This window comes from Neobacillus sp. FW104-15D2 (genome assembly GCF_058790155.1).
This window is the reverse complement of record NZ_JBYTCJ010000008.1, coordinates 65395-89995: the sequence shown is the minus strand read 5'-3', so window position 1 is coordinate 89995 and position 24601 is coordinate 65395. Positions and strand designations below refer to the sequence as shown.

Here is a 24601-nt window from a genome sequence, read left to right as displayed (position 1 = left end):
TTAATTATTGCAATAAATTAAATGGATTACAACCATACAGATTGAATGAAGGGATATATTTCATAACTCTGTTGCTTTTTAAAAAATATCATTTTTTACAAAAAAAGGAAAAAGAAAAAGGCCTGCTCCTGCAAGCCCTTATCTTTCTAATCCTCTATTACATTGCTATACTTGTAATTTCTTTATATTCCGGCTTCCACATAGAATTTTCTACTGCTCTTTCTACATCAGAAATATTTGCTTTTGCAATTCCTTCTGCTATAGCTGTCTTTGCCACTTCAATAGCAACTATTTTTGAAACTTCCTCTAACTGATTAACAGAAGGAAGCAAAGAGGCTCCAAGGATTGTGCTGTCGGACAATTTGGCAACAGCATTTGCAGCAGCCGAAAGCATACCTTTTGAGATAACATCTGCTTTTGCCACTATCGCTCCCAGACCTAAGCCCGGAAAGACAAATGCATTGTTTGACTGTCCAATCTCGTAGGAAACACCATTATATTCAACACTTTCAAACGGGCTTCCTGTCGCAATTAAGGCTTTACCTTCTGTCCATTTTATTAAATCCGCAGGTACTGCCTCTGCTAACGGAGTTGGGTTGGACATTGGCATAATAATAGGACGCTCAACATGTTTTGCCATTTCTTTGATCACTTCCTCAGAAAAGGCACCTGCTTGTCCGGAAGTTCCAATAAGGATAGTTGGTTTAACTCTCTTTACGACTTCTAATAATGGGATAATACCATCTTCATTCCTATCCCAATCTTTAACTTCTTCTGCTTTCCTTGTATAAGGCATTTGAAATTTCAGGACATCTGAAATATCGTCTGTTAACAAACCACGGTAGTCAACAGCCCAAAAATGATCGTATGCCACTTCTTTCGAAACACCTTCTAAAAACATAGCCTCTGCAATTTGATCAGCATTCCCAATGCCAGCAGCCCCAGGACCAAAAACAACGATTCTCTGATCTTTCAGAGGGACACCAGTAACCTGTAAGGCCGACATTACCGCTGCTAAGGTAACCGCACCCGTACCCTGAATATCATCATTAAAAGTGAGGATTTTTTCTCCGTATTTCTCAATAATATTGCGGGCATTAACATTACCAAGATCTTCCCAATGAAGTAATACTTCAGGGAAGAAATTTTTTAATGTCTTGACAAACAATTCGATAAAATCATCATATCGCTTTCCGCGAACGCGGCCGAACTTATTTCCAATATATAATGGATCATTAATTAAATCCTGATTATTAGTTCCGACATCCAGCACAACAGGAAGTACACGGCTTGGATCTATGCCAGCAGCAGCTGTATATACAGCCAATTTACCAATGGCAATGTTAATGCCTCCAATTCCCTGATCCCCAATTCCCAGGATACTTTCGGAATCAGTCACGACAATTAAATCAATGCCGTCTTTTGGCTTTCCTAAATTTTTAAAAGCCATTTCCATTCCTTTCGTATCTTCAATAGATAAATAGAGGCCACCAGGACGGCGATATTCGTGTGAATACTTCTGAATCGCTTCACCGACCGTTGGAGTGTAGATAATGGGAAGCATTTCACTTAAATGATCCTTAAGCAATCGGTAAAACAGGACAACATTACGGTTATATAAATCATAAAGAAGACCATTTTTCCGAATGTTGCTAGTTTGAGCGGAGTATTGCTCATATGCTCTTTCAGCTTGTTCCTCAAGGCTGAGAACCTGAGTAGGCAATAAACCGTGTAAACCAAGCTGCTCTCTTTCACGTTTTGAGAAAGCAACACCCTTATTCATAAAAGGGTTGGAAAGAAGATCTCTTCCTTTTAAAGTTGTTTCAACTGCATTTGTTGTCATCACAGACGATGTCATGAAGCTTTCCCTCTTTCTATTAATTATGTTAAGAGTTCTATTTTAATTTTTTAAAGTAATCTTTGGACATACCTTCTAAATGTTAGTAAACTTTTATTTATTTCTCAAGGCTTTTAAATTAATTTATCATTTTTGTAATTAAAAAAAGTAAGCAACCGGGCTGCTTACTTTTTTTTGTCTGTGTTTAATTTCCGTTATTGCTGGACCAATCAAAAATAAGCTTTAATACTGATTTTTTTATTTTAATGAAGCATTTTTAATAAGATTATTGCTAAAATCACTGTTGAGGCACCGCCAATTCTGGTAGATACCTGAGCGAATGGCATCAAAGACATACGTCCTGAAGCGGAAAGGATTGCTACGTCACCAGTTCCTCCTAAACCACTATGGCAGCCAGTCACAATGGCAGAGTCAACTGGATACATTTTTAGAAGCTTTCCAACAAAATAACCGGAAGCAATCATAGCAATGACAACCGCCGCACAAGTAATGACATATCCAGGCGTTACAATTTTCACAACATCTTTAAGAGGAATGTAAAGCATTCCAAGTCCGACCATTAATGGCCATGTCAAACTGGAGGATACAAATTTATATAATTGATGAGCACCTTGCTCCATTTTAGCAGGCATGATTTTTACCGACTTAACCAAAGCCGCTGCAATAATCATTAATACTGGTCCTGGAATTCCCAGAAATTTATTACCCAGACCGCCAAGAATAAAGAAACTGCAGGCGATTAGCAATCCGGCTCCCATTAATGGGAAGTCGATTGGTTTATTAATGGATGCTTCCTGGTCAATTTTATCTCCGCCTTTTGCCTTAACCAGAACACCTCTGCCAGTCAGTTCCGGTTTTTTGTCGCCCAGACGAGATAACATGCCTGCACATATAATCGCAAAAATATTACCGATAACAGCCGCGGGTATTAACTGACCAACGAAGCTTTCAGAAGCATTACCCAATACCTGGGAATATCCCAATGAAAGAGGTAATATACCTTCTCCAATACCCCCTCCGATAATTGGCACAACAATATAGAATAAAGTATGTTTCATGTCATATCCAAATAAAAGACCTACAAGTACGCCGGCAACTACAGCGGCCAGGGTACCGAAAATTAGGGGTACAAACATGCGTGTAAATCCCTGAATTAATACTTTGCGGTTCATACCAAGAATACTTCCTACTACCAGAGTAGAAATATAAAGATAAAGAAAGTTCGAAGTCTTCATTAACTGAGTTACTGCGTTTATACCGGCTGGATTAATTCCATGTGTAAAAACCAAAATGGATGGAATCATTAGCGACAGAATCGCCGGTCCGCCGATATCTTTTAAAATGGGAATTCTCATTCCCAGGTCCCCAAGTAAAATACCCATTACAATAATAACAGCGAAGCCGCCAATCATATCAGCAGGCAGCTGATTGTATACTGAGGCCGTGTAAATTACTAGCGCCAAAATTACATATAGCGGAAGTGGAACTACCCCTATCTTTATTTGACCTATTTTCTGTAAAAATCCTACTTTCTTTTCTTCTTCAGGAAGAACTGAAAGGGGTTTCATTTTAACTGCTGGTTCCATTTTTATTTCCTCCCATCCTTTGTTCCCCATTATCATAATCTAGCAAAAAGCGCTTTCATAGATTTTGTAAGTTTAATCATTCTTTTTGAAACTAAAAAAAGTAAGCAGTTTCAGAAACTGCTTACAGAAAGTTTTTAATTAAATGTTCCTTATATTTATTATACATATGCTGATAAACAGGCCTTCCAATGGTTCCATAAATGACTTTAACGTCGAGAATACCTACATCCTTTAAAAAATTTAAATATTTTCTGGCAGAAACCCTTGAGACTCCCACTATGTGTGCTATTTCATCCGTAGAAAACGGACCTTCCTTTATCTCTTGAATAGCCTCCCAAATTTGTTTTAAAGTATCCTTCGTTAACCCCTTCGGAAGCTCCTCAATAACAGCAGATTCATCCTTTCTTAAAAGGAGACTGTCGAGTTCCTTCTGGCTGACCACTTCCTGATTGTGAATGAACTTGTTTTGCTCCTGGTAAGAAACTAGTGCGTCATTAAAACGTTCAAATTCAAATGGTTTTATTAAATAATCAAAAACTCCGTATCTTAGAGCCTTTTTTATCCGATTCATATCTGAAGCAGCAGAAATAATAATGACATCAACTTCCATTTCATTTTTTCGAAGATATGTTAATAGTTCCAAACCCAGCTGGCCGGGCATAAATATATCCAGCAAAATGAGGTCAATATCTATTTCTTTTAACATATTCATCGCTTCTTGTACCGACTTGGCTGAAGCAGCCAGTTTAAATCCATCTACCTGTGATAGGTATCTTTTGTTTATTTCAGCAACCATCGGGTCATCTTCCACAATCATGACTTTGATCATACCTCTCCCCCCTTTGCTTTATATGGTATATACACAGCAAAATTTGTTCCCTTTCCCGGTTTAGAAGAAATAATAAGTTCCCCTTCCAGTTTATCAACAGCCTGTGTTACTAGATATAATCCATAACCTCTATTTTCCCCTTTTGTAGAGAATCCTTTTTCTGTAATTCTGTTTTGAGTTTCCTTATTCATACCGATTCCAGTGTCCCTTACTTCTATGGTCAAAATGTCATCCGCATAATCAAATGCAAGGTTTACTTTTTTACTTGAAGTATGGGATATAGCTTCCAGTGCATTTTCGATCAGGTTGCCTATTATGGTAATTAACTCATGTGTTGTTTCATCATTAGCAGGCTGAGGTAGTTTATTAGAACATTCTACTGCTAGATCTGCGCCCGATTCACGTGCTGAACTTAATTTTCCTATTAAAAAACCTGCCAATACAGGGTCCTGTATTTTTTTAGTTACGGAGTCCATTTCGTTTTCTCTGCGGTCAACCGTTTCATTGATATATTTTACAAGTTTATCAAATTGTTTCATATGTGCCAGCCCCAAAATAACATGAAGCTTATTCATAAATTCATGAGCCTGCGCACGAAGAGCATCAGCATAATTCCGTACGCCTGTAAGTTGTTCTGCCAGCAGCTGTACTTCTGTTTTATCCCTGAAGGTAGCAATGGCTCCCACAAGCTGATTATCGACCACAACAGGAACACGATTGACCAGAATAATTACGCCATTCAGATTTTGTTCTTCATCCAGCTCTGTTTTCCCCGATTCTAAAATGCTGCTTAATCTTGTTTCTGCTAAATAATTCTCTATTTTTAACCCCTGGGGATTTCCTTTCAAACCTGCCTTTTGAAAAATCTTTTGGGCAGCACGGTTTACCAGCGTAATTTTCCCTTTCTGGTCAACAGCAATAATCCCTTCACGTACGGACTGCAGCATGGCGCTGCGTTCTTCAAGCAATTTGGAGATAGCGAAAGGTTCCAGACCGAGAAGAATTTTCTTTATATATCTGGCTAAAACCAAGGCTCCTATAATACCTATCAGAGTTCCTATTAAAGTACCGAGAACCATACCCATCCGGCTTTTATAAACAGCTTTTGTGACGGTTTCAAGGGAAATACCGACAGCAACAGCCCCTATCTGCCTGCCTTCAAAGTCCTTAACAGGAGTAAAGGTACGCATCGAGGGTCCGAGGGTTCCTTTTGAAACCGAAGCATATTCTTTTCCCTTTAGGACTGGTCCCTCATCTCCCCCGCGAAAGTGCTTTCCAACTTCCTTTGATTCCGGATGCGACAACCGAATCCCATTCATATCCATTACTACCACAAAATTCACATGGGTTACCTTTCTGATTTGGTTGGCAAAAATCTGTACATCAGCTTTATCCCTTTTTCCGCTTAAAGCATCTTTTACGGTTCGACTGTGAGATACCATTCTCGCCACGTCAAAGGCTTTTTCCTTCTGCCCCTCCTCTGTGCTGGAGGTCACTCTTTGACTAATAAGTAAATCTGTAATCCCCAGTGATAAAGCAACAACAATACAAACAAAAATTATAATAATGGCTTGTAAGCTTAATCGGCCTTTTTTCATTTTATCCTCCACATTTTCAATGATATTAGTATTTACATAAGCATTGCTGTTCATTTCCAAAATTAAAATGGCTCTTCGCAAACCAAGTTGTTTATAAAGTTTCTTCAAATTGCAACAATTTCTAATAAAAAAGCCATAAAAAAGACTGCAAAGCCTTTTCAAAAAAGAGCCCTGCAGCCTGTAAATTTATTTACCTAATCAGCAAAATCGCTCCAGCCATTAGAGGTGTCAGCACCATGGCACTTTTTAAAATACCCACCGGTACAAAGTTAGTAAACTTAGCACCTATATAAGAGCCAATCATTGTCCCTGCCAATACCTGAACTAATAGTATAAAGTTAAAATAGCCTTCAAAATAATAACCCGTTCCTCCTGCTAAGGCGATTGGGAGAATAACAAGCATGGTTGTCCCAATAGACTTTTGCACAGAGAGTCCTATAATAACAATCAATCCCAGCTGAATAAAAGGAGCAGAGCCAATCCCAAATGTACCGGATAAAATACCTGAAGCAATACCTACAAGAGCTGACTTCAGTAATAGAATTCCATTGGAAGCCTTCCTTCCAGCATCGTTGTCCGTTATTTTTTTCACTATAAATAAACGAATGACAAGCATAACTGCTGATAAAAACAGCATACCTGCTGTTAGCCAATGTAAGGAATCAACCGGAATTACACCTGCAATTTTCGATCCCAAATAGGCTGTAAAAGCTCCAAAGAGGCCCACTGTGACCCCTGTTTTTACATCAATGTTCCCCTGTCGGTAATGACTGTAAGCCCCTGACAGTGCGGTGAACACCATGGCTGCCAGTGAGGTGCCAAGAGCTGTATGAATTGGCACATTAAACAGGACCGTTAAAATCGCAATAATAAAGCCGGAACCTCCGGCACCAATAAATCCTAATAACAATCCTAAAAATAACATGGTTAATGTTATCGCCATGTCCATCCCCCCAAAAAAACCGTAAATTTCCTTATGAATCTATTTTTTTATTCTTTATACCTCCTATTATAAAGATTGCTATTTAAAATAACTGATTTTGTAATTAAAAAAAGTATAGGAATTAACCCTATACCTTGCATTTTAATAGATTTTGATAAACTTTTGCTAAAAAACTTTCCATAATTATCAGCCTTTTACCTTTGCCACTCTGTAGGTCTTGTATGCTTTCCAGCCGTTTGCCGCCAACAAACCAATTAATAAAAAGGCCAGCCCACCAAATAGTAAATAACTAATTACACTTATTACTGCTGCAATTATTCCAAATTTTATTTGGTCTGAATTTTTTGCAGGTGAAGTTGGGGGATCTGTCACCATAAAGAAGGCTAAAAATAAAACAGAGTTAATAAAAGGATTACGCAGAACATCAAAAATATCTCTATATTTCATTAAAGCCAGAATTAGACAAATAGTGAAGTATGTCCCCAAAAAACTAAATACTTGAGGGAATTTATTAACCTTATGGGTTATAAAATAGCCGCCAATAAACAAAAATAGGATAGACCAGGCAGGAAGTAAAGAAAATCCTCCCCACCAGCTTTGTCCACTATCAAAAAATAAAATGGCCAGGAAGAGGCCAAATGCAGCAGGGTTAAAAATCGGCTTTTTTCTAACGCGCAAGAAATGTTTCGATAAAATGGCCGCCACGGCGGTCAAAACTGTCTCATACCAAGGAACAGCTGAGCTTAATACCAATCCAATTATTAGACCTGTAAGTATGGAACCGCTCGGTGTTTTAATTTTTGGATACCTTCGAAATGCCAATCCTATATCTACCGCAACCGCGGCTGTTACTGCAAATGCCGTGTTGATGATACCTCTCATATCGAGAGTTCCTGCCGTTCCTATGAACAAAATACCAAGTAAGATAACGATTAAAATGTTTTTCGGCGTTTTAATGAGGCTAGGTTTTGCATTTCGCTTAATACGGGTTTCCTTTTCTTCGTAAATAACATAGCCATGAGGTGTGTTTAAATATTTTCTTTCCGGTTTATTTACTGGCATTTAGATGACCCTCCATTTCCTTAGTCATCCATAGCTTCCTGTCAGGGGACAGCAAAAGCCCGGCAAGTCCGTTCTCCTCTAACAGTTCAATACCCTTCTTCTCTCCTAAAATAAATGCTGCAGTTGATAAAGTATCGGCCATCATAGCAAAAGGAGCTACTACCGTACTGCTAATTATTTTTGTTTCAGATTTACCAGACTTAGGGTTTAGAAGATGATGTGTTTTTTCATCATTTGGACTAACTCTTTCATAACTACCGGATGTGCAAACCGCCTTATCCGAAACTTCCACTACTCCTATTATATTGTCTTTGTTAAATGGACATCGGATGCCAATTTTCCACGGCCTTCCTTGTTCATTCTTCCCGCCAGCAAAAATATCGCCCCCTGCCTCTATATAAAATCCTTCGTAAATTCGTAAAACATTGGCTGCTAAATCTATGGCAAAACCTTTTGCTACGGCACCGAGATCAATAATGAGTGGTTTCATTAGTGTAACGGTTTTGTTTTTATCATCAAATATAATATCTTTATAGGAAACAGAGGGTGAAGGGGCAATAGTGGATTTCACCGTATTACGGGTTAAATAATGTCGGTTAAACCCTTTCGATTCCAAAACCTGCCCAATAGAGGGATCAAACATTCCACCGGTTATTTCCGCAACCTTACAAGCATAACGAACAGCTTGATATAATATTTCACTTACCTTCACCTGTTCACCTACATTATTAAGGAGCTGCATTACTTCACTTTGATCACTGAACCTGCTGCAAATTTCTTCTACCTTTTGAAAAGTTTTAAACGCTCTATTTATATTGTAATTAACCTCTGAATAAGGCTTTTCGGTTACCACTTTAATAGAAATTATCGTACCCATATATAATCTGGTCTTAATGTAACTAGTTTTTTCTTTTACGGTTTGCACTTTTTTCTTCCTCCCTTTAAATTTTAGCCTGCTGTAATGCTTGTTCTACTGCAGTCTGAAAATCCTCTGTACTCCTTGTGGCCCCCGAAACAATATCTACATTTGGGCTTTGCCGCATAATAACCTCATTTGGAAGATCCTCAATATAAGACTCTGAATAGTGTGTATCACAATTTTTAATTTCTACTTTTGTTATATGATCATTATGAAGTGTAACAGCTACTTCAACGGAACCAATGTGGTTAAAACCCTGTCCTGTGAAGGTACCATCTTTATATGTTTTGGCCGGTGCCTGTTGAGTCTGATTTTTCATTTCTGGTATCGGCCTAATGCTTTTATCAGCAGCTTTTATGCTGTTTTTGTTGATTTCAGGATGTGTCAATGCTGGGTCAGCTGAATCCGTAACATAAAAACCAGCAAGGTACACAGCACCTATCGCTGCCGAACATAATGTCATTAATTTAGGTCCCATTTTAGCCATATTGTTTTTCCTCCTATCCTTTGCCCTTTACTTTACTTAAAGATTTTTAAAAAACTTTTAAAAACAAAATAAAAAAATTATTTTTTTATTTAACAGATCCCAAATTAAAAAACTCACCTTTAGGTGAGTTTAGCTAAATGATTCTTTATGGGAAGTATTATAGTAAACCTGCTTCCTTCATGGAGCCTGCTTTCTGCATATATTTGCCCTCCGTGAGCCTCTGCAATCCATTTGGCAATGGACAAACCAAGCCCGGTTCCACCAGTTTCTTTTGTTCTATCCTTATCACTTCGGTAAAAACGATCAAATATAAAAGGTAAATCTTTTTCAGGTATCCCGCTCCCTGTATCTTCTATGTTTATTCTCAGGCTGCTGCCATCCTTTTTAGAAGTAATTAATAATTGCCCACCCGACATAGTGTATTTTAAAGCATTATCCATTAAAATGATCAACAACTGATGAATTCGTGCTTTGTCACCAAAATAAAGGATATTGTCTTCTATATCGTTATTCATTTTAATACCCTTAATATCAGCAATCGGCCCAAACTGCTCCACTACATTTCGAAGCAGCTCATCTATTAAAAATGCTTCCGGATTAATAAGCTGTTCGTTTGAGTCTGCTCTTGCCAAGGTCAGTAAGTCCCCAATCAGCCGGCTAAGGCGTTTGACCTCAGCCAGCCCTTTAAATATTGTCGTACTTTCTTGTTCAATTGTATTTGCAGGATGCCGAAAAAGCAGTTCCAAATGTGTTTGTATAACGGCAAGCGGGGTCCGGAGTTCGTGAGAAGCGTCACCTACAAACTGAGCTTGCTTTTCCCACGACCTTTCAATTGGAACTAGCGCTCTATTCGCTAAAAACAAACCAACAAAAAAGGATAACAGCAGTCCAAATGCACATCCCACTCCAATTAATATCAGCAGTCTTTGAAGAACACTTACTTCGGGGTCAATATTATAAACGAGTTGAACATTTACAGCTGCTGGGTAGCTTTTAAGTTCCTGTCCCTGTATGGGATGTGTAAGAATCCGATAGGAGTGACCATTAACTGTTTGTGTATGAATCTTTTTATCTTTTACCTTTGGCATTAAAGAAGAAATCTCATTTTTCAAAAAAGCATTCTTTGGCTCACTAAACAGGAAGTTTCCGTTATTACCCCAGAGTAAATATGAAACCTTTCTTTCTGATTCTCTTTCGTTTTCATCAGTAAATTCATCATTGCTATTATGAAGAAGGAAATCCTCCTTATGTCTTAATTTATCATCAATGGTGGCAAAGGAAATTTTATGCATATATAAATAAAGACTAATACCCAAAATACTTAAGATAAAAAAGAAAACGAGAGTAAAAAGTGAAACGAGTTGGATTTTAGTTTTCCGGAACAATGAATTCATCTCCTTTTAGCATGAACCCAATTCCTCGTACTGTTCTAATCCAGTGATCTATATGAAACGGAGCCAGCTTTTTGCGAAGATGGTGTACATATACATCAACAACACTTAATCCTGCTTCAGAATTAAATCCCCAAATTCGATTAAAAATTTGATCCCGAAGCAAAATTTGTTCCTTGTTGAGTATGAAAAATTCCAATAATGAATATTCCTTTACTGTTAAATTTAACTTTTTACTATGAATATAGCCATCGTGCTCAATGCTGTTTATTTTTAAAGGACCATATTCCAATTCAGTATCTGTCTGATCCCCTTTTCCGCGCAGTAGAACCCGTATTCGAGCTAAAAGTTCAGGTCCGGCAAACGGCTTAATCAAATAATCATCTGCTCCTAAATCCAATCCCAAAACCCTATCCTTGACACTATCCTTTGCCGTCAAAAGTAAAATAGGTGTCCTAATCGATTCATTTCTCAAAGTCTTTACTATCGAGAAACCATCCATCTCCGGAAGCATTATATCAAGTATGATTACATCATAAATACTCTGCTTAGCAAGTAAGAGTCCATCATATCCATTTAAAGCAGTGTCAACATCATAATTTTCTTCATTTAATATTTTAAAAATCCCTTCTACCAAGGGTTTTTCATCGTCAACTATTAATATTTTCATGCCTTCCTCCGGTACTGCTGATTAATTGTTCCTTTTATATCATAACCCTCTATTTTTAAAAAATTATTAAGAAATCAATTAGTCAAACTCTGAAGGGTTAAGTGATAGCAAAAAAAGCGGCAGATACAGCTTTTGGAAGGCAGATTAACTAGCTTTTTCTATTGATATATTTTTTGCTTCCCTGCGCATTAACTCTATTATCAAAAAAATACTCAAAGTAAAAGCCAGAATCATTAATATAAACGGAAGCCTTGGGTCAGCCGTGTAGGCCCAGCCTCCAATTATCCCTGCTGGAGAGATAAAAAGAAGTACTAGTACTTGAAGAATAGAAAACATCTTGGCACGATGTTCATCGTCTATAGAATTGGCCACAACCGTTTCAAGATAAGGACTGGCAATAATACTTCCTGCCGCATTAAGCATAGTACTTAGGATAACAGGAGTCATTTCACCAGGAGAAATAACAATAAGCATCACTTTTGCCAAGATGGCGAGCGCAAAACCCAATATGATATATTTACGAGCTTTGTTCTCTTTAAAACGTGGAATGACTAAAAACATTAGACCAAGCATGGCAACGGATGAGACTGCCGGAAATATGGCAATAAATGAATCTTTAATTCTCAAAGCCTCCACCAGATAAATCGATAGATATGTATTTTGAAGTGTAGCCTGGAAATTGAATAGAATATAAACTCCGAAGACAATCATCAATAAAGGATTTTTAAAAATGCTTTTAATGGTAAAGAGATATTCCTGAAAATTATCCTTTAAATTAATTGTCTTGCTTTCTTCTCGTTTTCGGATCCCAATCTCCGTTTCATGTGTGGAGAAATTACGTCCAATAAACATAAGAGTTACACTTACTCCGAAAAGAATATACATAATCCTCATCGCAGGAACCAAGGTAAAATGATTAACAAGCAAACCGCCTAGGGGAGCAAATAATCCTCCGATGACACCAATAAGCTGAATAACTCTGAAAACAATGGAGCGGTCCTTAGGGCTAGTATCCTCAACCAATAAACAGTACCAGGCGGTATTAGGAACCCTTAGGAAACTATTAATAACAGCGGCAATCAGAAAATACCAGAAATTTTGTGATACTGCCCATATCAATGCAGCAAGACTCCATCCTAAAAGATCGTAATAAAGAAGTGCCCTCCGCCTGCCCATTCGATCAGTAAGATAACCGCTTATAAAAGACGTGAAAAGCTGAAGTATAAGACCTATTGAGGTAATCAAACCAATTTCCCTCTCGTTGACCCCCAATTCGAACATATAGACAGATGTATACATCGACAGCATACTGTATGGCAGGATAAACATTGGTTCGTAGACCAAACAGCCCCTGGCATTTCCCTGAATTCTTTTAAACATAATTACCTCCTGTTATACCGCTTCTCGATGATATCAATCAGCCTAATTATTTAAATATAATATCACGATTATGAATATTCTGGTTACACACTTAATATTTCTACCTTAAATTTTTATTTTGTTAGAGATACATAAAAATGATAAAAAGCCCTCAAATGAGGGCTTAAAACTTGCTTGCTATATAAAGGGAGAAGGTATATAGACCCTTATCACGCATGTCTGGTCTCCCGCCTTGCTTCAGTTTCATTCCACTTATGACTCATATTCCCTAATGATAAGCTCCATCGTTATAATTAGACTTTTCTTTAATACTGCAGTCTTTCGAAACTAACTTTAGGAGCAAGTGCATCATTTACTTTTTCGATAACCATATCATGATCGACCGTAAATGTTGCAGTTCCCTTTATTTTCTCAGAAGACGAACCTACCTTAACTGAATAAGTGCCTTTTTCTAGAATCCATGAAGATGATTCTTCATCGAAGGACGCCAGATCCTTGGCATTAAGATTGAATTGAAGCAACTGACGCTGATGTGGTTTCAATTCCTTTGTTTTGCCAAATGCTTTAAGCTCAACTGCAGGTTTTTCAAGCTTTCCATTTGGTGCGGATACATAGACCTGAACTACTTCCCTACCCGGAATTTCCCCGGTGTTCTCAACCATGGCACTGACAGAAACCGTGTCCTTAAATTTTTTTCCCTCGCTGATATTTACATGATTAATGTTAAAATCAGTGTAAGATAATCCGTAGCCAAACTCATAGGCTGGCTTTACTCCAAATGTTGTATTATAACGATACCCCACATAAATATCTTCCTTATAGGATACTTGAGTAGGATTTCCTTCTGGGGTTCCAGGGAAGTTGTTTGCCGATGATATATCGCTGTATTTTACAGGGAAAGTAGTTGCCAGTCTGCCGGATGGGTTAATTTTCCCGGATAATACGTCAGCAACGGCATTACCAGCTTCCTGGCCAGGCTGCCATGCTAAAAGAATGGAGTCTACCTTATCTCTCCAGCTTGCTACTTCAATTGGTCCCCCAATGTTAAGGACCACCGCTACCTTTTTCCCCTGCTTATGAAATTCTTCTGATACTCTTGTGACCATATCTTGTTCTGCATCACTTAATAGATAATCGCCTTTTTCAACTCTACGGTCAGTGCCTTCTCCAGAATTTCGTCCAATAACGATCAAGCCAAAATCACTTTGTTTCGATGCATCAGTAATTTCGTTTTGGTCTAATGACTTTTCAGGAATTGCAGGAGTTAACTTGCCAAAATCTTCTCCCCAAGGACTAGGTTTAATTTTATATTGGTCCTGCTGGCGCAAAGAATTGATATAAGTTTTATAGGTATTAAATAAATTTTGATTTATTTGGTATCCTTCAGCCTTTAAACCATCCGCAATAGAGACAGTGTAGGCGGCATTTACATCTCCGCTGCCGGTACCTCCCTTGATGGTTTCAATTTGCGTATTACCAAAAAGTGAAACCTTATTGCTTTTCTTTATCGGAAGGGCAATTCCATTATTTTTTAATAGTACCATTCCTTCTGCTGCCGCTTTTCTCGCTACTTCAGCATGTGCTTTTAAATCTGGTGTATCCGTATTTTGATAATTTTTAAAATCTGGAGTCTGAATAACAATCTGGAGTATATTCTTGATATTGCGGTCAAGAACTTTTTCATCCAGCCTTCCCTCTTCTACCGCAGCCTTAATCTTGTCAGATTGCTGCGAAGTACCTGGCATGATCATGTCATTGCCAGCCTTCATTTGTTCTACTGGATCTGTTCCGGCAAACCAGTCAGTCATTACAAAGCCCTTATAACCCCAATCTTTTCTTAAAACGGTTGTTAAGAGATCCTCATTTTGTGAGGCTGAGGTTCCATTTATCTTGTTATATGAACTCATTACGGACCATGGATTGGATTCTTTGACTGCAATTTCAAATCCTTTGAGATAAATCTCTCTCAATGCTCTTTGTGATACAACTGTATCTACAGACGTCCGGTTTGTTTCCTGATTGTTTGCTGCAAAATGTTTTATTGTAGCTCCAACACCATTAGATTGGACTCCATTTACCACTGCTGCAGTAATTTTTCCGGATATTAAAGGATCCTCTGAATAATATTCAAAGTTTCTTCCGTTCAATAAATTCCTCTGAATATTTAAGGCAGGTGCCAATAATAGATCCACACCGTATTCTTTTACTTCATTTCCCTGTGCCCTGCCTACTGCTTCTGCAGTTGCAGTATCCCAAGTAGATGCCAATGCAGTAGCTATTGGGAATGCTGTTGCATAATATGTCTGTTCTGTATCAGGTCTTGTTGGGCGGATTCTTAATCCCGCCGGACCATCGGCAAATCTTAATTCCGGAATGCCTAAACGCGGAATTCCATATGTACCTCCTACGGCCCCAGTTACCTCAAATGGCCCTCTCGTAAATCCTGGCATTCCAACGCCTACAACAAATTTTGCTTTTTCATATAAAGACATGGCCTTAATGACACTTTCTATAGAAGCTTCATCGGTTAAATAAGGTGATACGGATTGGCTTCCAATAGTTTGTGTTTGTCCTGATTTTGCAGTAATTTGTGAATTTGGATTCTGTGCAGAAGCAATGTCAAAGGTGAGTCCTGAAAGAATTAAAGAGGTAGTGAGAGTAGCGGTTAACATTTGTAAATTTTTCTTTCGTTTCATTTTCTTCAGCATGGTATAACCCCTTCCATTTCTATTTAATTAAGCGCTTTCAACTTAAATTTACATCATTTAGAATTTTTAATTTTTTAAAAATACAGGATTATATTGCGAATTCCTTCATTATTTTGCGTTAGGTAATGCCCTTAATCTTGGTTAGTTCAATAGTCATGTTGGAATTTGTCGGAGGAATAATAGAAATGACTCTTGAAATTAAAAATGGGCAAATTAATCTAGATAAATACAAATTAATGCTTTTACCAATATGCTGTTCCAACCTTTAATCGTTTAGTAGAGGCAGGAGCGGAGAATGTTCATTTTTCATTGTTTGATAAAGTAATAGATAGAACAGGCTTATATAAAGAAGCGGATGGGTTCCCTTACGACTACAATGGCCATTGGTCGTGGATTTATGTATTCAACAACAATCCAGCTGAAATAATCAATGGTAAAACAACAACTATTATGGAAATGCTGGCAGCACAGTCGCTAAGTAAATAATTGTATTAGAAAAACTTGGCATTCGCCAAGTCCTTTTTGGCGGATGCCTTAGTTTTGCTTATGCGTTCAGAATTTATGGATATAAATTCTGATTAGCTAAAAAAAGCTATAACTCCCCTTTTGGTGAGTTATAGCTTTTCTCTTTTTATTTAAATTCTAAAGGTGTTTCAATCAAAATTTCTATGGAACCCAATGTCCTGGAATGCATAGGCGCTTGCTGAAGCAGCAAGCCCTCCTTGGACTATTTTTTACAGTTATATAGGCAAGCATCGCTGCTCTTATAGAGATTATTGCTAGTGCCTTTGCCGTTTCTCGTAAATTGGCAATGCTAAGTTAATTCCTCATAAGCACTTTGGGATACCGGGTTCTGTTCAAAAGCATAAGCTTGTTTACGCTGTCGTTTTATTTACATCGATTAACGCTGGTTTTTACAAAAGAAACATACGAACCTCCTTAAATATGGTTTTTTTTTCGATTATTATAGAGAAACAGTTAGCCGTCTAATAAATTCAGTCTCTATTATCAGGCCAGGCAAAAAGTTTTGAAAGTATGAAACTAGGCCCATAATTCCGGCAATGTCTGCTGGTGTGAAATCTTTTTCTAATTGTGCTCTATTTATTGTAACAGGATAAGGCATTTGTTTATGTGCTAGCTGGATGGCGCTTTTTTTTATTTGCTCTTGAGTTTTCAGATATTCTTCCGTTCCAACATACTTCTTCAGCTGGCTCCAAATACTTTCCAAAAACTCTGGATATTTTGCATAAACTCTATAATCACTGGCGATGTCAAAAACATGATTTTTTTTCATGATACTTAAATAAAGTTTTTGGACTGCAGGTGAAGCTTCAGACCATTTAACCATCTGAACCTTTGGCAGGTTAATCTCTATACCGGGACTTATAAATCCCCAAACCTTTTTTCCTCCATCAATCGGCCGATAGCCTAAACTCTCAGCCCATGCACTCGTAATGATACTAAGCTTTGGATTTACATATTGAAAAATGAAGATTTCCTTTTTTATTTGGTGTATCATACTGGAGTCAAGATGGAACTGCCCTTTGTGAAAAGGGTGAATAGGTAAGCTAATTTGCGGATATCTTATCGAATTGGCCGTTTTCTCCATATTAATCGTTAAAAAACTTTCCCGTACTTCAGTCCAGGCCATTTTTAAAAATTCGGGATAATTCGCCAATGCTCTAAAAATAAAATTAACAACAGGGACTTTTAAGACCTGCTTAATATCATGATAGACCTCTTTTAATTCCCCAGCAGCTTCCTCTTCATAAATTTCCGGGATGCCAAAGTCGCTCACTGATCTTCCCCTTTTCTTTATTTGTATTCCATAGCTTTATCCGATTTTGTTTTCTTCGAAAGAATAAAAAAACAGCTTGCGATCTTATTAACTATATAGTTTGATACTTTTTATCGAGGTTATGATAATGGTCATACTTCCAACTATACTAACAATTAGCATCGAGTATAAAAGCCTTTCATCTCTTAAGATTACCGCTCCAAATCCAATAATGAGTGTGTCCAATATAAGCACCGCCACACCTACATTGATGGAAAGCATCTTTGAAACCATTAATGCCAGTAAATCAATTCCTCCCGGGCTAATATGTTCTCTCAGCATAAAGCCTACACCTATTCCAATAGTTGTCCCCCCAAAGAGGACACTTATTAAAACAGGTAAATTGATCATATGCTGAACGGGAGTCAACAATCCTACAATAATACTGGAAACAGTTATCCCCATTATTCCATTTAGAAAATAATTCTTATCATACATACCTGCAAAAATAAAAACCGGGAAGTTTAAGCATGTAAAAGTGATGGCAAGTTTAAATCCAAGCAAATAATGCAGTATTAAACTAACACCCCAGAAACCGCCATTTATAAGATGGATAGGAATAATAAATCCATTTATACCAATGCCAATTAATATACTAGCAAAAACGGTTATTACTGCTTTTCTTAACATTTCATCATCCCTTGTCCATTCCTTTTTAAATTTATATGGACAAACAAATCATATATGCCTTTTCATCAGTCCGATTCAGAAGTCCCATCAATAGGGATTTCAACAGCTGAACTTTCAAATTCCTCTTCTTTTAGATCTTCATTTTCTTCCTCCAGGTCTTCTGAAGAAGAAGCGGTATTTCCAGGTAAAGGAACACTTCCATAGGTAGCTCCAATATTTAAAGCCCCCCCTAAATCCTTTATTCCTACGGTTCCTATATTATTATTCAGCTCGTATTTTTCCAAAAAGAACTTATCAATATATATATCTTTGGTTACAAACTGTGCCTTGCTTTGTGTCTGGCTGTCAACGCCCTTATGAATAGCTGCTATTTCTTCCTGAGTGGCCTCCAAACGGCGTAGAATATTAATCTGCATCTGATTCACTAGGGTAAGGCTCGTCTCAAGCATCGTGTATTTTTTAAACAGATCAGCCATTTGAGTATCTGTTTGAGACGATGACTCTGATTCAAACACATCGGATCTTTGATTCTTTTCTTCCATTACAGAATGAATGATTCGTTTCATCCTATCTATTTCGGCAGTATGTTTTTTTATCTGTTCTTCCATTACTGTTTGATTCTTTTCTTCGATAAAAGAATGAATGATTTGTTTCATCCTATCTATTTCAGCATTTTGCTTATTGATTTGGTTTTCCATTAACCTAATTTTTTGGTTTTCATTTTGCTCTTTCATTCTTTTTGTCTCGAAACGGTCTTTTAGGGTGAGCAGAGGGCCAAGCTTATCTTCCATTTTTAAAAGGCGGCTTAGATGTACTTCCAAGGTATTTACTCTTCGTACTATCCTTTCATATTCATCTTTTTCAGGTTCTTCAGTACCTTTTTTGAAAATACCCATCCACAGCCCCCCTTCATGTAAAAATTTCAGCTTATTCTATTTATATTTTTCTAACGTGGTTTCATAACTAAAATGCTAGAGCTATTTTAAAGCAATCAGTCCTAATGATTTTTTAAGCAAAGAATAATTACGATAATATCAACAAGACTAATAAATAAAACTTCTTATCGTTTTTTATAACCCTCTCATCAGATTCTAAAAATGAAAAACCATCCTAAAGGATAGGATGGTTTTGGTACCTTTGTATGGTTATTCCATATCTTCGGTTATTGCTGCACCATCTTGATGAGGTGTTGGTACTTCTGAAAGATGAATGGTATGGTTGTTTTCTTTTTCAATCTCGTATGAGTTACTTTTAAAATGCTTTTGATCTGGATCCTTTTGATTTTTCATGTTGATCGTTCCTTTCCTGATAATTTCTTGCTAAACAAATTGTGTCCTGATTCGAAAAGGATTAATCAACTATTCGATTTTGTGATTTAAATATTATGAAAGGAATAAAGAATAGAAAAGAAAAAAACAGAGCCTGCCGCTGTATACAAGTGATTCCAGTTCGCAGTCTTTCTGAGATAATTTCACCTGCTGCTATCAGCAAACTTAATATTATATGCCGATCTGGTGGTTAAGCAGATACATCATTATTAGGGTAGGAAGGAGTATATGATTGAAGGCAATATTCATCGTAATTATCTTAGAAAGTGATCTCATCGGGAACTTAAATATTTTCGCTCCCAATGTGTCAGATCTAGATAGGTGCTAAGCTGCGAGGATAGAATGATAGTAGGAGCATAAGTTTTATTCCCATATAGATAAAGCTTTTTTTGCGAGTGAGGCAAGTTCAAGCATTTCAAGCGTTTTACAGTAATCATTTTTAATCTCTCCATCAAGCATTTCATTTTCTTCCATGAAGTAGTCAGCTATATTCCATTCATTAAACCAGTCTCCTATTTCCGCCTCTTCATTCTTTACATTTTTCCAGGCTGTTTGAAGATTAGGACTGTAAATTTTATTGGCACCAGGCCGAAGCTGACACGATTGAAGCCTGAGCTGATAAGGAAATCCCGGCATACCTTCGTTTGTATTATTGTAAATATGAGGCCAGTAATCCTTTCTTGAACCTGTATGTGGATGTTGTTTTGCCCATTTCCTTACCTCTTCCATTCTGGTTTTATCCTGAAATAAAATTTGATACAGCCTTTTACCCAGCAAAATTCTTTCATGAAGAGAATCAAAGTGATGAACTGTTTTACCAATAAGGTACTTTTGTCCATATGGAAAAAGAATATGGTTAAAGGAGAGCAAATCCTGTAGTTTAAACTCAAGCTTATTAAACACTTGATTTTTAAAAACAGAATGCTGAACAACTCGTTTCTCTATATAGTTTTGTTCATTAATAATAAGACCAATCGTCAAAAGGTTTGTTTTCTTATATTTCCAGAAATAATCCCAAACTGTTTCCATAAAAGTGGATACGCCTAAGTGGGGCAATAAATAAAACAGGGGTTTACTGCTTCTTAAGCTTTCCTCATAAAGCAAAAGCTGTGGAAAAGCATCCTGGAATATAAGCCAATTTCCCCTCTCCAAAAAGTCAAAAAAAGACTTAATTTCCCTATTAGATAATAATCTTGTTAAAAATTCTCCTTTAAGATCTGTCATGTTCCAGCCGCCATTTCGGGAAACCATATGTGCTAGTAACGCCCAATGGACCTCTGGATGTCGCTCATAAAACTGTAAGTAAGACTTGGTTCTAGTAACATTATTTAAATTTTGCTCATTCGTTTGCACTCTAATCTTTTCAAGTAAAAGTTTATCTGAAGGCTTCAAACTTAGAGTTATTTTCTCCTGTTTAACCTTAATTTTTAGCTCTTCCCCGATTATCTCATAAGGGAGCTTTTCCCGTTTCCGTAATAAAAATATGATAACAACCCCTTTCACCATCTCCCCCATTTAAACATGTGATAGTTAGATAAAACGATAATATATAAATAACCAGGAGGAATGGGAAGTCATACTTATAATTTATTAGGACTCATTAAATAACATGATTAATCGATTATTTTCGAAAAAAAAATAAGACTGCCTGGGCAGTCAGTAAATAAATTTTTTAACGATATGGCTATCTAAAAACTTTATAAGGGACATCAAACGTAAACCAAAGAAATAATATGACTGCCACGGAAAATATCCAGGCGGCCAAAGGTTTTCGATAATGTATTCTCAGAATCGTAAACATAACAAAATTAAATAAGATAGACCAATAAATACTCCAGCCATGATAATAACGAATTAAATGTGTCTTTCTGTCAATCAGCTCATTTACAAAGTATATAAGGACCCAAAAAGTTATATATAATACCTTTTTAATTTTACCTTTATCCGGAAACTTGGATAAGTAGACAGCGGTTGTTGCAGGGTATTTTATCAGCATGACCGATAAAGATACATGAGCATTCACCAATCCTATTTCCTTGTCAAAACCCTGGGGTGTGTACTTCCACATTGGATAGATATCCGATAAAAAATAAGATAAATAAAGTCCCCTAGAACGAAAAAAAGATATGTAGGATAATATTTTGACCAGTTTTTTAAATTTCCCCATTTAAATAAAATAAATAACCAAACAAACGAATAAATTGCATTCCACATAAAATGGCACCTACTTTCACACAAATAGTATGTACCATTTTTTTCCTTATTATAGCAGGACTTTTATCGTGTTTATAATACATAAAAACTGTTCCCGGGAGAACAGTTACTTTTCCAGCGTAGTTTGCTTTAACTCTAAAATATGAAAAGTTTCTATCGCTAGTAGTATTGAAACAACCGTAAAAGCGAAATAAAGGAAAGCCCATTTTTTCTTTTTTAAGATCCATTGCTCTATCCCTATAAAGAGCCAGACAAAGCCTATATTAATTTGACAAAGTCCATTATAAAAAAAGTCCACGCTGTTATTTCTTAACGAGCAAGCTGATAACACTATAAAAGATATAAAAAATATCATTTGAATAATTACTAAAGATTTTACTCTATTTTTAAAAATCGCCAACCTCACCATTCTCACCTCAGTTCCTGTATCGTACCCCTAATTTATTAAAGAAAGAGCTCCTTTGAATACCTTACAGTATCGATTTATTCCCACCTAAAGCTATCGAATACACATTTATTCTATAAGTTTCCATAAAAATCCTCTAGGAAAAGTTTTAATACCAAAGAAAAAACCTGCTTCCAATCGGAAACAGGTTTTTTCGATTACAATAATAAATACGCAATTGGAGCCGTGATTACTATTGTTAAGACCACTCTTTCAAACCAGATTACAACCAACTGGCGTATGCTAAGCGGGATTTCTGTCGATACAATACAAGGTACAACAGCTGAGAAAAAAATGATGGATGAAACGGCTACTACGGCGATGACAAACCGAGTAACGAGGGCTGCTTTTGACACAAGCAATGCAGGCAGGAACATTTCGGCTATTGAAACAGCACTCGCCTTGGATGCTAAAAGCGGATCAGGAAGCCTCCTTAATTCCTTTCTATCTCAGCCTTAATCCCGTTAGAAAGGTTAAAAACACATGTGTTCCAAGCTTTACTGTTTGCTGGACAAGCGAATCCCGTAAAGGATCGAGACAAACGATATCCATCGCTTTAACCTTTGGATGCCTGCCGGCTGCCAATACCCCTTCCAGCATCTCCTGTGTTGTCATGCCCCCCGGCGTTGAGGCCGGTACCCCCGGAGCATATGCAATATCGAGCACATCCATATCAACCGTTAAATAAATGATATCCACCTCATTCGAAAGCTCAATAAGACACTGTTTTACCGTTTCTTCTATCCCCTTTTTCCTCACCTCCCGCAATGTAAAATAATTGACTCCTTTTTCATCTGCGTATTTCTTTAAGTCCTTTGTATTAAAAAAACCATGAAGCCCAATATTGTAAATGTCACTGCCTTTGACAATCCCGCTTTCAATCAAATTCCTCATTGGTGTTCCATTAGACGGGCCATTATCAGCAAGACTTCTTAAGTCAAAATGGGTATCAAACTGAAGAATTCCAATTCTTTTATCAGGGGCCGCTTTGTGCATTCCTTTAACCATCATGGAAGTAATCGAATGATCGCCGCCTATTGCACAAATCATTGAGTTTTTAAAATGGGAGTGAAGATCCGCCGAAGCTTCCCGTACATTTTCATGGCATTTTCCTATATCCGTTACATGCATGGGCACATCCCCTGCATCCAGAGCCTTCATTTCAGATAAATCTATATCAAAATCAAGATTATAGGTTGCAAAGCCTTTCCAAGCCCTTCGAAAAGCTTCGGGAAACTCAGAAGCTCCCGAAGCGCTGATCGATGATCGTGACAAGGGAACTCCAACCAGAACAACATCAGCATCTTGGCTGTTTTCATGGGTGTAATCGGCCAGAGGCTCAATCCATTCATGAACTTTCGCTATATCTCCCTGCTCAGGCCTTATCCAAGAAAAATTGGGAGGCACTAGTTTTGGATAAAGAAAGTTCTTCAATCAAATTCCCTCCTTTGACTACCACCCGGCCATTTTTAACAACTGTATCGACATGATTGACCCCGTATAAGTATTGCAGCTTCATGTAGTTTGGAACGTCGAAAATAGTCACATCTGCTTTCTTTCCCACTTCCAAACTGCCGATTGTTTCCGCACGGTTAATCGCATGTGCCGCATTAATGGTAGCGGCCGCAAGAACTTCTGCCGGTGTCATGCCCATTTTGAGGCAGCCAAGATTCATAATAAAAGGCAGTGAAACAGTAGGAGATGAACCAGGATTGCAATCAGTTGATAATGCTACAGCCACTCCTTTATCGATCATTTTTCTCCCATTTGCTGACTCTGCCATTAAAAAATATGCTGTTCCAGGGAGCAATACTGCTACTACTCCTTTTTCTGCCATTGCCTCTATTCCTTTATCGGAAGCCCTTAACAAGTGGTCTGCAGAAATCGCCGCAATTTCTGCTGCAATCTCTGCTCCTTCATAAGGTTCAATCTCGTCAGCATGAATTTTCGGAGTTAACCCATATGTTTTTCCAGCCTCTAAAATCTTTTTGGACTGTTCTGGTGTAAAAACCCCTTTTTCGCAAAAGACATCATTAAACTCCGCCAGCCTAAGTTCTGCCACCTTAGGAATCATCTCGTTGATAAGGTGATCTACAAACTGATCAGGGTTCTCTTTATATTCTCTCGGAACGGCATGAGCGCCCATAAACGTAGAAACCACATCAACCGAATGCTTCTCGTGAAGATCCTTAGCTACCTCCAGCTGCTTCAGCTCGGTTTCCCATTCCATACCATAGCCGCTTTTCGCCTCAACTGTTGTTACACCATGCAGGAGAAATTGATTAAGTCTCTGATAGCTTTCATGAAAAAGCTCTTCATGGGATGCTTTCTGCGTTCTTGTAGTGGTTGCATAAATTCCGCCGCCGCTATTCATAATTTCCATGTATGTTGCACCTTGAAGCCTCATGTTAAATTCATTCTCGCGGCTTCCGGCATAAACAAGATGGGTATGTGGATCAACCAGGCCAGGAGTCACAAGCTTCCCAGCCGCATCAATGACTTCCGCTTCAGTCAATCGATTTTTATAGATTTCAAAAAGTTCTTTATCTGTCCCGACTGCTTCAATCATGCCATTTTCAATCCAAATACTTCCGTTTTCAATAATGCCGAGCTCGGACATTTGCTCTTTTTTAAGGGGACTTTGTGAGCTTTCCTTTAAAGTCACAAGCTGTGACGCGTTTCTTATAAAAATTGGCTTATTCATACCTTTTGCCCC

General features: G+C 37.5%; 22 protein-coding genes and 1 pseudogene. 1 reads left to right on the top strand and 22 read right to left on the bottom strand.

All coding sequences use genetic code 11. The annotated features are described in order from the left end of the window. Window positions 1–157: 157 nt before the first annotated feature. The 12 genes from AC3WR0_RS08600 to AC3WR0_RS08545 all read right to left on the bottom strand — a co-directional run bounded on the left by AC3WR0_RS08600 (window position 158) and on the right by AC3WR0_RS08545 (window position 15431). The gene (locus tag AC3WR0_RS08600) at window positions 158–1858 is read right to left on the bottom strand and encodes an NAD-dependent malic enzyme (protein ID WP_492551918.1); all 1701 of its coding nucleotides are present in this window, start codon (window positions 1856–1858) and stop codon (window positions 158–160) included. A gap of 242 nt (window positions 1859–2100) precedes the next feature. Then, the gene (locus AC3WR0_RS08595; protein ID WP_492551988.1) at window positions 2101–3426 is read right to left on the bottom strand and encodes a 2-hydroxycarboxylate transporter family protein; all 1326 of its coding nucleotides are present in this window, start codon (window positions 3424–3426) and stop codon (window positions 2101–2103) included. A 139-nt stretch (window positions 3427–3565) separates the two neighbouring features. After that, window positions 3566–4273: a response regulator gene (locus tag AC3WR0_RS08590; protein WP_492551917.1), complete on the bottom strand. Its 708-nt coding sequence runs from the start codon at window positions 4271–4273 to the stop codon at window positions 3566–3568. After that, window positions 4270–5871 carry a DcuS/MalK family sensor histidine kinase gene (gene dcuS, locus AC3WR0_RS08585; protein ID WP_492551916.1) on the bottom strand — a complete coding sequence of 534 codons (1602 nt, stop codon included), beginning with the start codon at window positions 5869–5871 and terminating at the stop codon, window positions 4270–4272. Before dcuS ends, AC3WR0_RS08590 begins: the two co-directional genes overlap by 4 nt. Window positions 5872–6061: 190 nt before the next feature. Then, window positions 6062–6814, bottom strand: a complete 753-nt coding sequence (locus tag AC3WR0_RS08580; protein WP_492551915.1) for a sulfite exporter TauE/SafE family protein — start codon at window positions 6812–6814, stop codon at window positions 6062–6064. 186 nt (window positions 6815–7000) lie between these two features. Continuing rightward, on the bottom strand, window positions 7001–7876 hold the full coding sequence (locus AC3WR0_RS08575) for an RnfABCDGE type electron transport complex subunit D (RefSeq protein WP_492551914.1): 876 nt from the start codon (window positions 7874–7876) through the stop codon (window positions 7001–7003). Next, window positions 7863–8801 (bottom strand): FAD:protein FMN transferase, encoded by a 939-nt coding sequence (locus tag AC3WR0_RS08570; RefSeq protein WP_492551913.1) that lies wholly within the window; start codon window positions 8799–8801, stop codon window positions 7863–7865. Before AC3WR0_RS08570 ends, AC3WR0_RS08575 begins: the two co-directional genes overlap by 14 nt. Window positions 8802–8817: 16 nt before the next feature. Next, window positions 8818–9282 (bottom strand): FMN-binding protein, encoded by a 465-nt coding sequence (locus AC3WR0_RS08565; protein ID WP_492551912.1) that lies wholly within the window; start codon window positions 9280–9282, stop codon window positions 8818–8820. Window positions 9283–9401: 119 nt separating this feature from the next. Next, entirely contained in the window at window positions 9402–10667 is a 1266-nt protein-coding gene (locus AC3WR0_RS08560) for a sensor histidine kinase (RefSeq protein WP_492551911.1), read from the bottom strand. Further along, window positions 10651–11343 (bottom strand): response regulator transcription factor, encoded by a 693-nt coding sequence (locus AC3WR0_RS08555; protein WP_492551910.1) that lies wholly within the window; start codon window positions 11341–11343, stop codon window positions 10651–10653. The genes AC3WR0_RS08560 and AC3WR0_RS08555 overlap by 17 nt, the downstream gene beginning before the upstream one ends. A 144-nt stretch (window positions 11344–11487) precedes the next feature. Next, window positions 11488–12723: an MFS transporter gene (locus tag AC3WR0_RS08550; protein WP_492551909.1), complete on the bottom strand. Its 1236-nt coding sequence runs from the start codon at window positions 12721–12723 to the stop codon at window positions 11488–11490. A 305-nt stretch (window positions 12724–13028) separates the two neighbouring features. After that, window positions 13029–15431, bottom strand: coding sequence for a beta-glucosidase (locus tag AC3WR0_RS08545; protein ID WP_492551908.1), 2403 nt, complete (start codon window positions 15429–15431; stop codon window positions 13029–13031). Window positions 15432–15740: 309 nt separating this feature from the next. Between AC3WR0_RS08545 and AC3WR0_RS08540 the strand changes: the two genes are divergently transcribed. Further along, complete coding sequence (locus AC3WR0_RS08540; RefSeq protein WP_492551907.1) at window positions 15741–15917, top strand: hypothetical protein; 177 nt, start codon at window positions 15741–15743, stop codon at window positions 15915–15917. A 478-nt stretch (window positions 15918–16395) separates the two neighbouring features. On the opposite strand, the gene AC3WR0_RS08535 is transcribed toward AC3WR0_RS08540, so the two are convergent. The 10 genes and pseudogenes from AC3WR0_RS08535 to hutI all read right to left on the bottom strand — a co-directional run bounded on the left by AC3WR0_RS08535 (window position 16396) and on the right by hutI (window position 24589). Continuing rightward, the gene (locus tag AC3WR0_RS08535; protein ID WP_492551906.1) at window positions 16396–17229 is read right to left on the bottom strand and encodes a halocarboxylic acid dehydrogenase DehI family protein; all 834 of its coding nucleotides are present in this window, start codon (window positions 17227–17229) and stop codon (window positions 16396–16398) included. An 87-nt stretch (window positions 17230–17316) separates the two neighbouring features. Then, the gene (locus AC3WR0_RS08530; protein ID WP_492551905.1) at window positions 17317–17898 is read right to left on the bottom strand and encodes a YitT family protein; all 582 of its coding nucleotides are present in this window, start codon (window positions 17896–17898) and stop codon (window positions 17317–17319) included. A gap of 65 nt (window positions 17899–17963) precedes the next feature. Beyond that, complete coding sequence (locus tag AC3WR0_RS08525; protein ID WP_492551904.1) at window positions 17964–18794, bottom strand: hypothetical protein; 831 nt, start codon at window positions 18792–18794, stop codon at window positions 17964–17966. Window positions 18795–19043: 249 nt separating this feature from the next. Next, window positions 19044–19187, bottom strand: a complete 144-nt coding sequence (locus AC3WR0_RS08520; RefSeq protein WP_492551903.1) for a hypothetical protein — start codon at window positions 19185–19187, stop codon at window positions 19044–19046. A 402-nt stretch (window positions 19188–19589) separates the two neighbouring features. Continuing rightward, window positions 19590–20729 (bottom strand): DUF2515 domain-containing protein, encoded by a 1140-nt coding sequence (locus AC3WR0_RS08515; RefSeq protein WP_492551902.1) that lies wholly within the window; start codon window positions 20727–20729, stop codon window positions 19590–19592. A gap of 181 nt (window positions 20730–20910) precedes the next feature. Then, the gene (locus AC3WR0_RS08510) at window positions 20911–21393 is read right to left on the bottom strand and encodes a CBO0543 family protein (protein ID WP_492551901.1); all 483 of its coding nucleotides are present in this window, start codon (window positions 21391–21393) and stop codon (window positions 20911–20913) included. Continuing rightward, on the bottom strand, window positions 21380–21667 hold the full coding sequence (locus tag AC3WR0_RS08505) for a hypothetical protein (RefSeq protein ID WP_492551900.1): 288 nt from the start codon (window positions 21665–21667) through the stop codon (window positions 21380–21382). The genes AC3WR0_RS08510 and AC3WR0_RS08505 overlap by 14 nt, the downstream gene beginning before the upstream one ends. 376 nt (window positions 21668–22043) lie before the next feature. After that, window positions 22044–22322: pseudogene (locus tag AC3WR0_RS08500) on the bottom strand (YjiH family protein); the annotation flags it as partial. A 7-nt stretch (window positions 22323–22329) separates the two neighbouring features. Next, on the bottom strand, window positions 22330–23319 hold the full coding sequence (locus AC3WR0_RS08495; protein WP_492551899.1) for an agmatinase family protein: 990 nt from the start codon (window positions 23317–23319) through the stop codon (window positions 22330–22332). Further along, a complete protein-coding gene (hutI, locus tag AC3WR0_RS08490) occupies window positions 23261–24589 on the bottom strand; it encodes an imidazolonepropionase (RefSeq protein WP_492551898.1) in 1329 nt (442 codons plus the stop codon). The genes AC3WR0_RS08495 and hutI overlap by 59 nt, the downstream gene beginning before the upstream one ends. Between the last annotated feature and the right edge of the window lie 12 nt (window positions 24590–24601).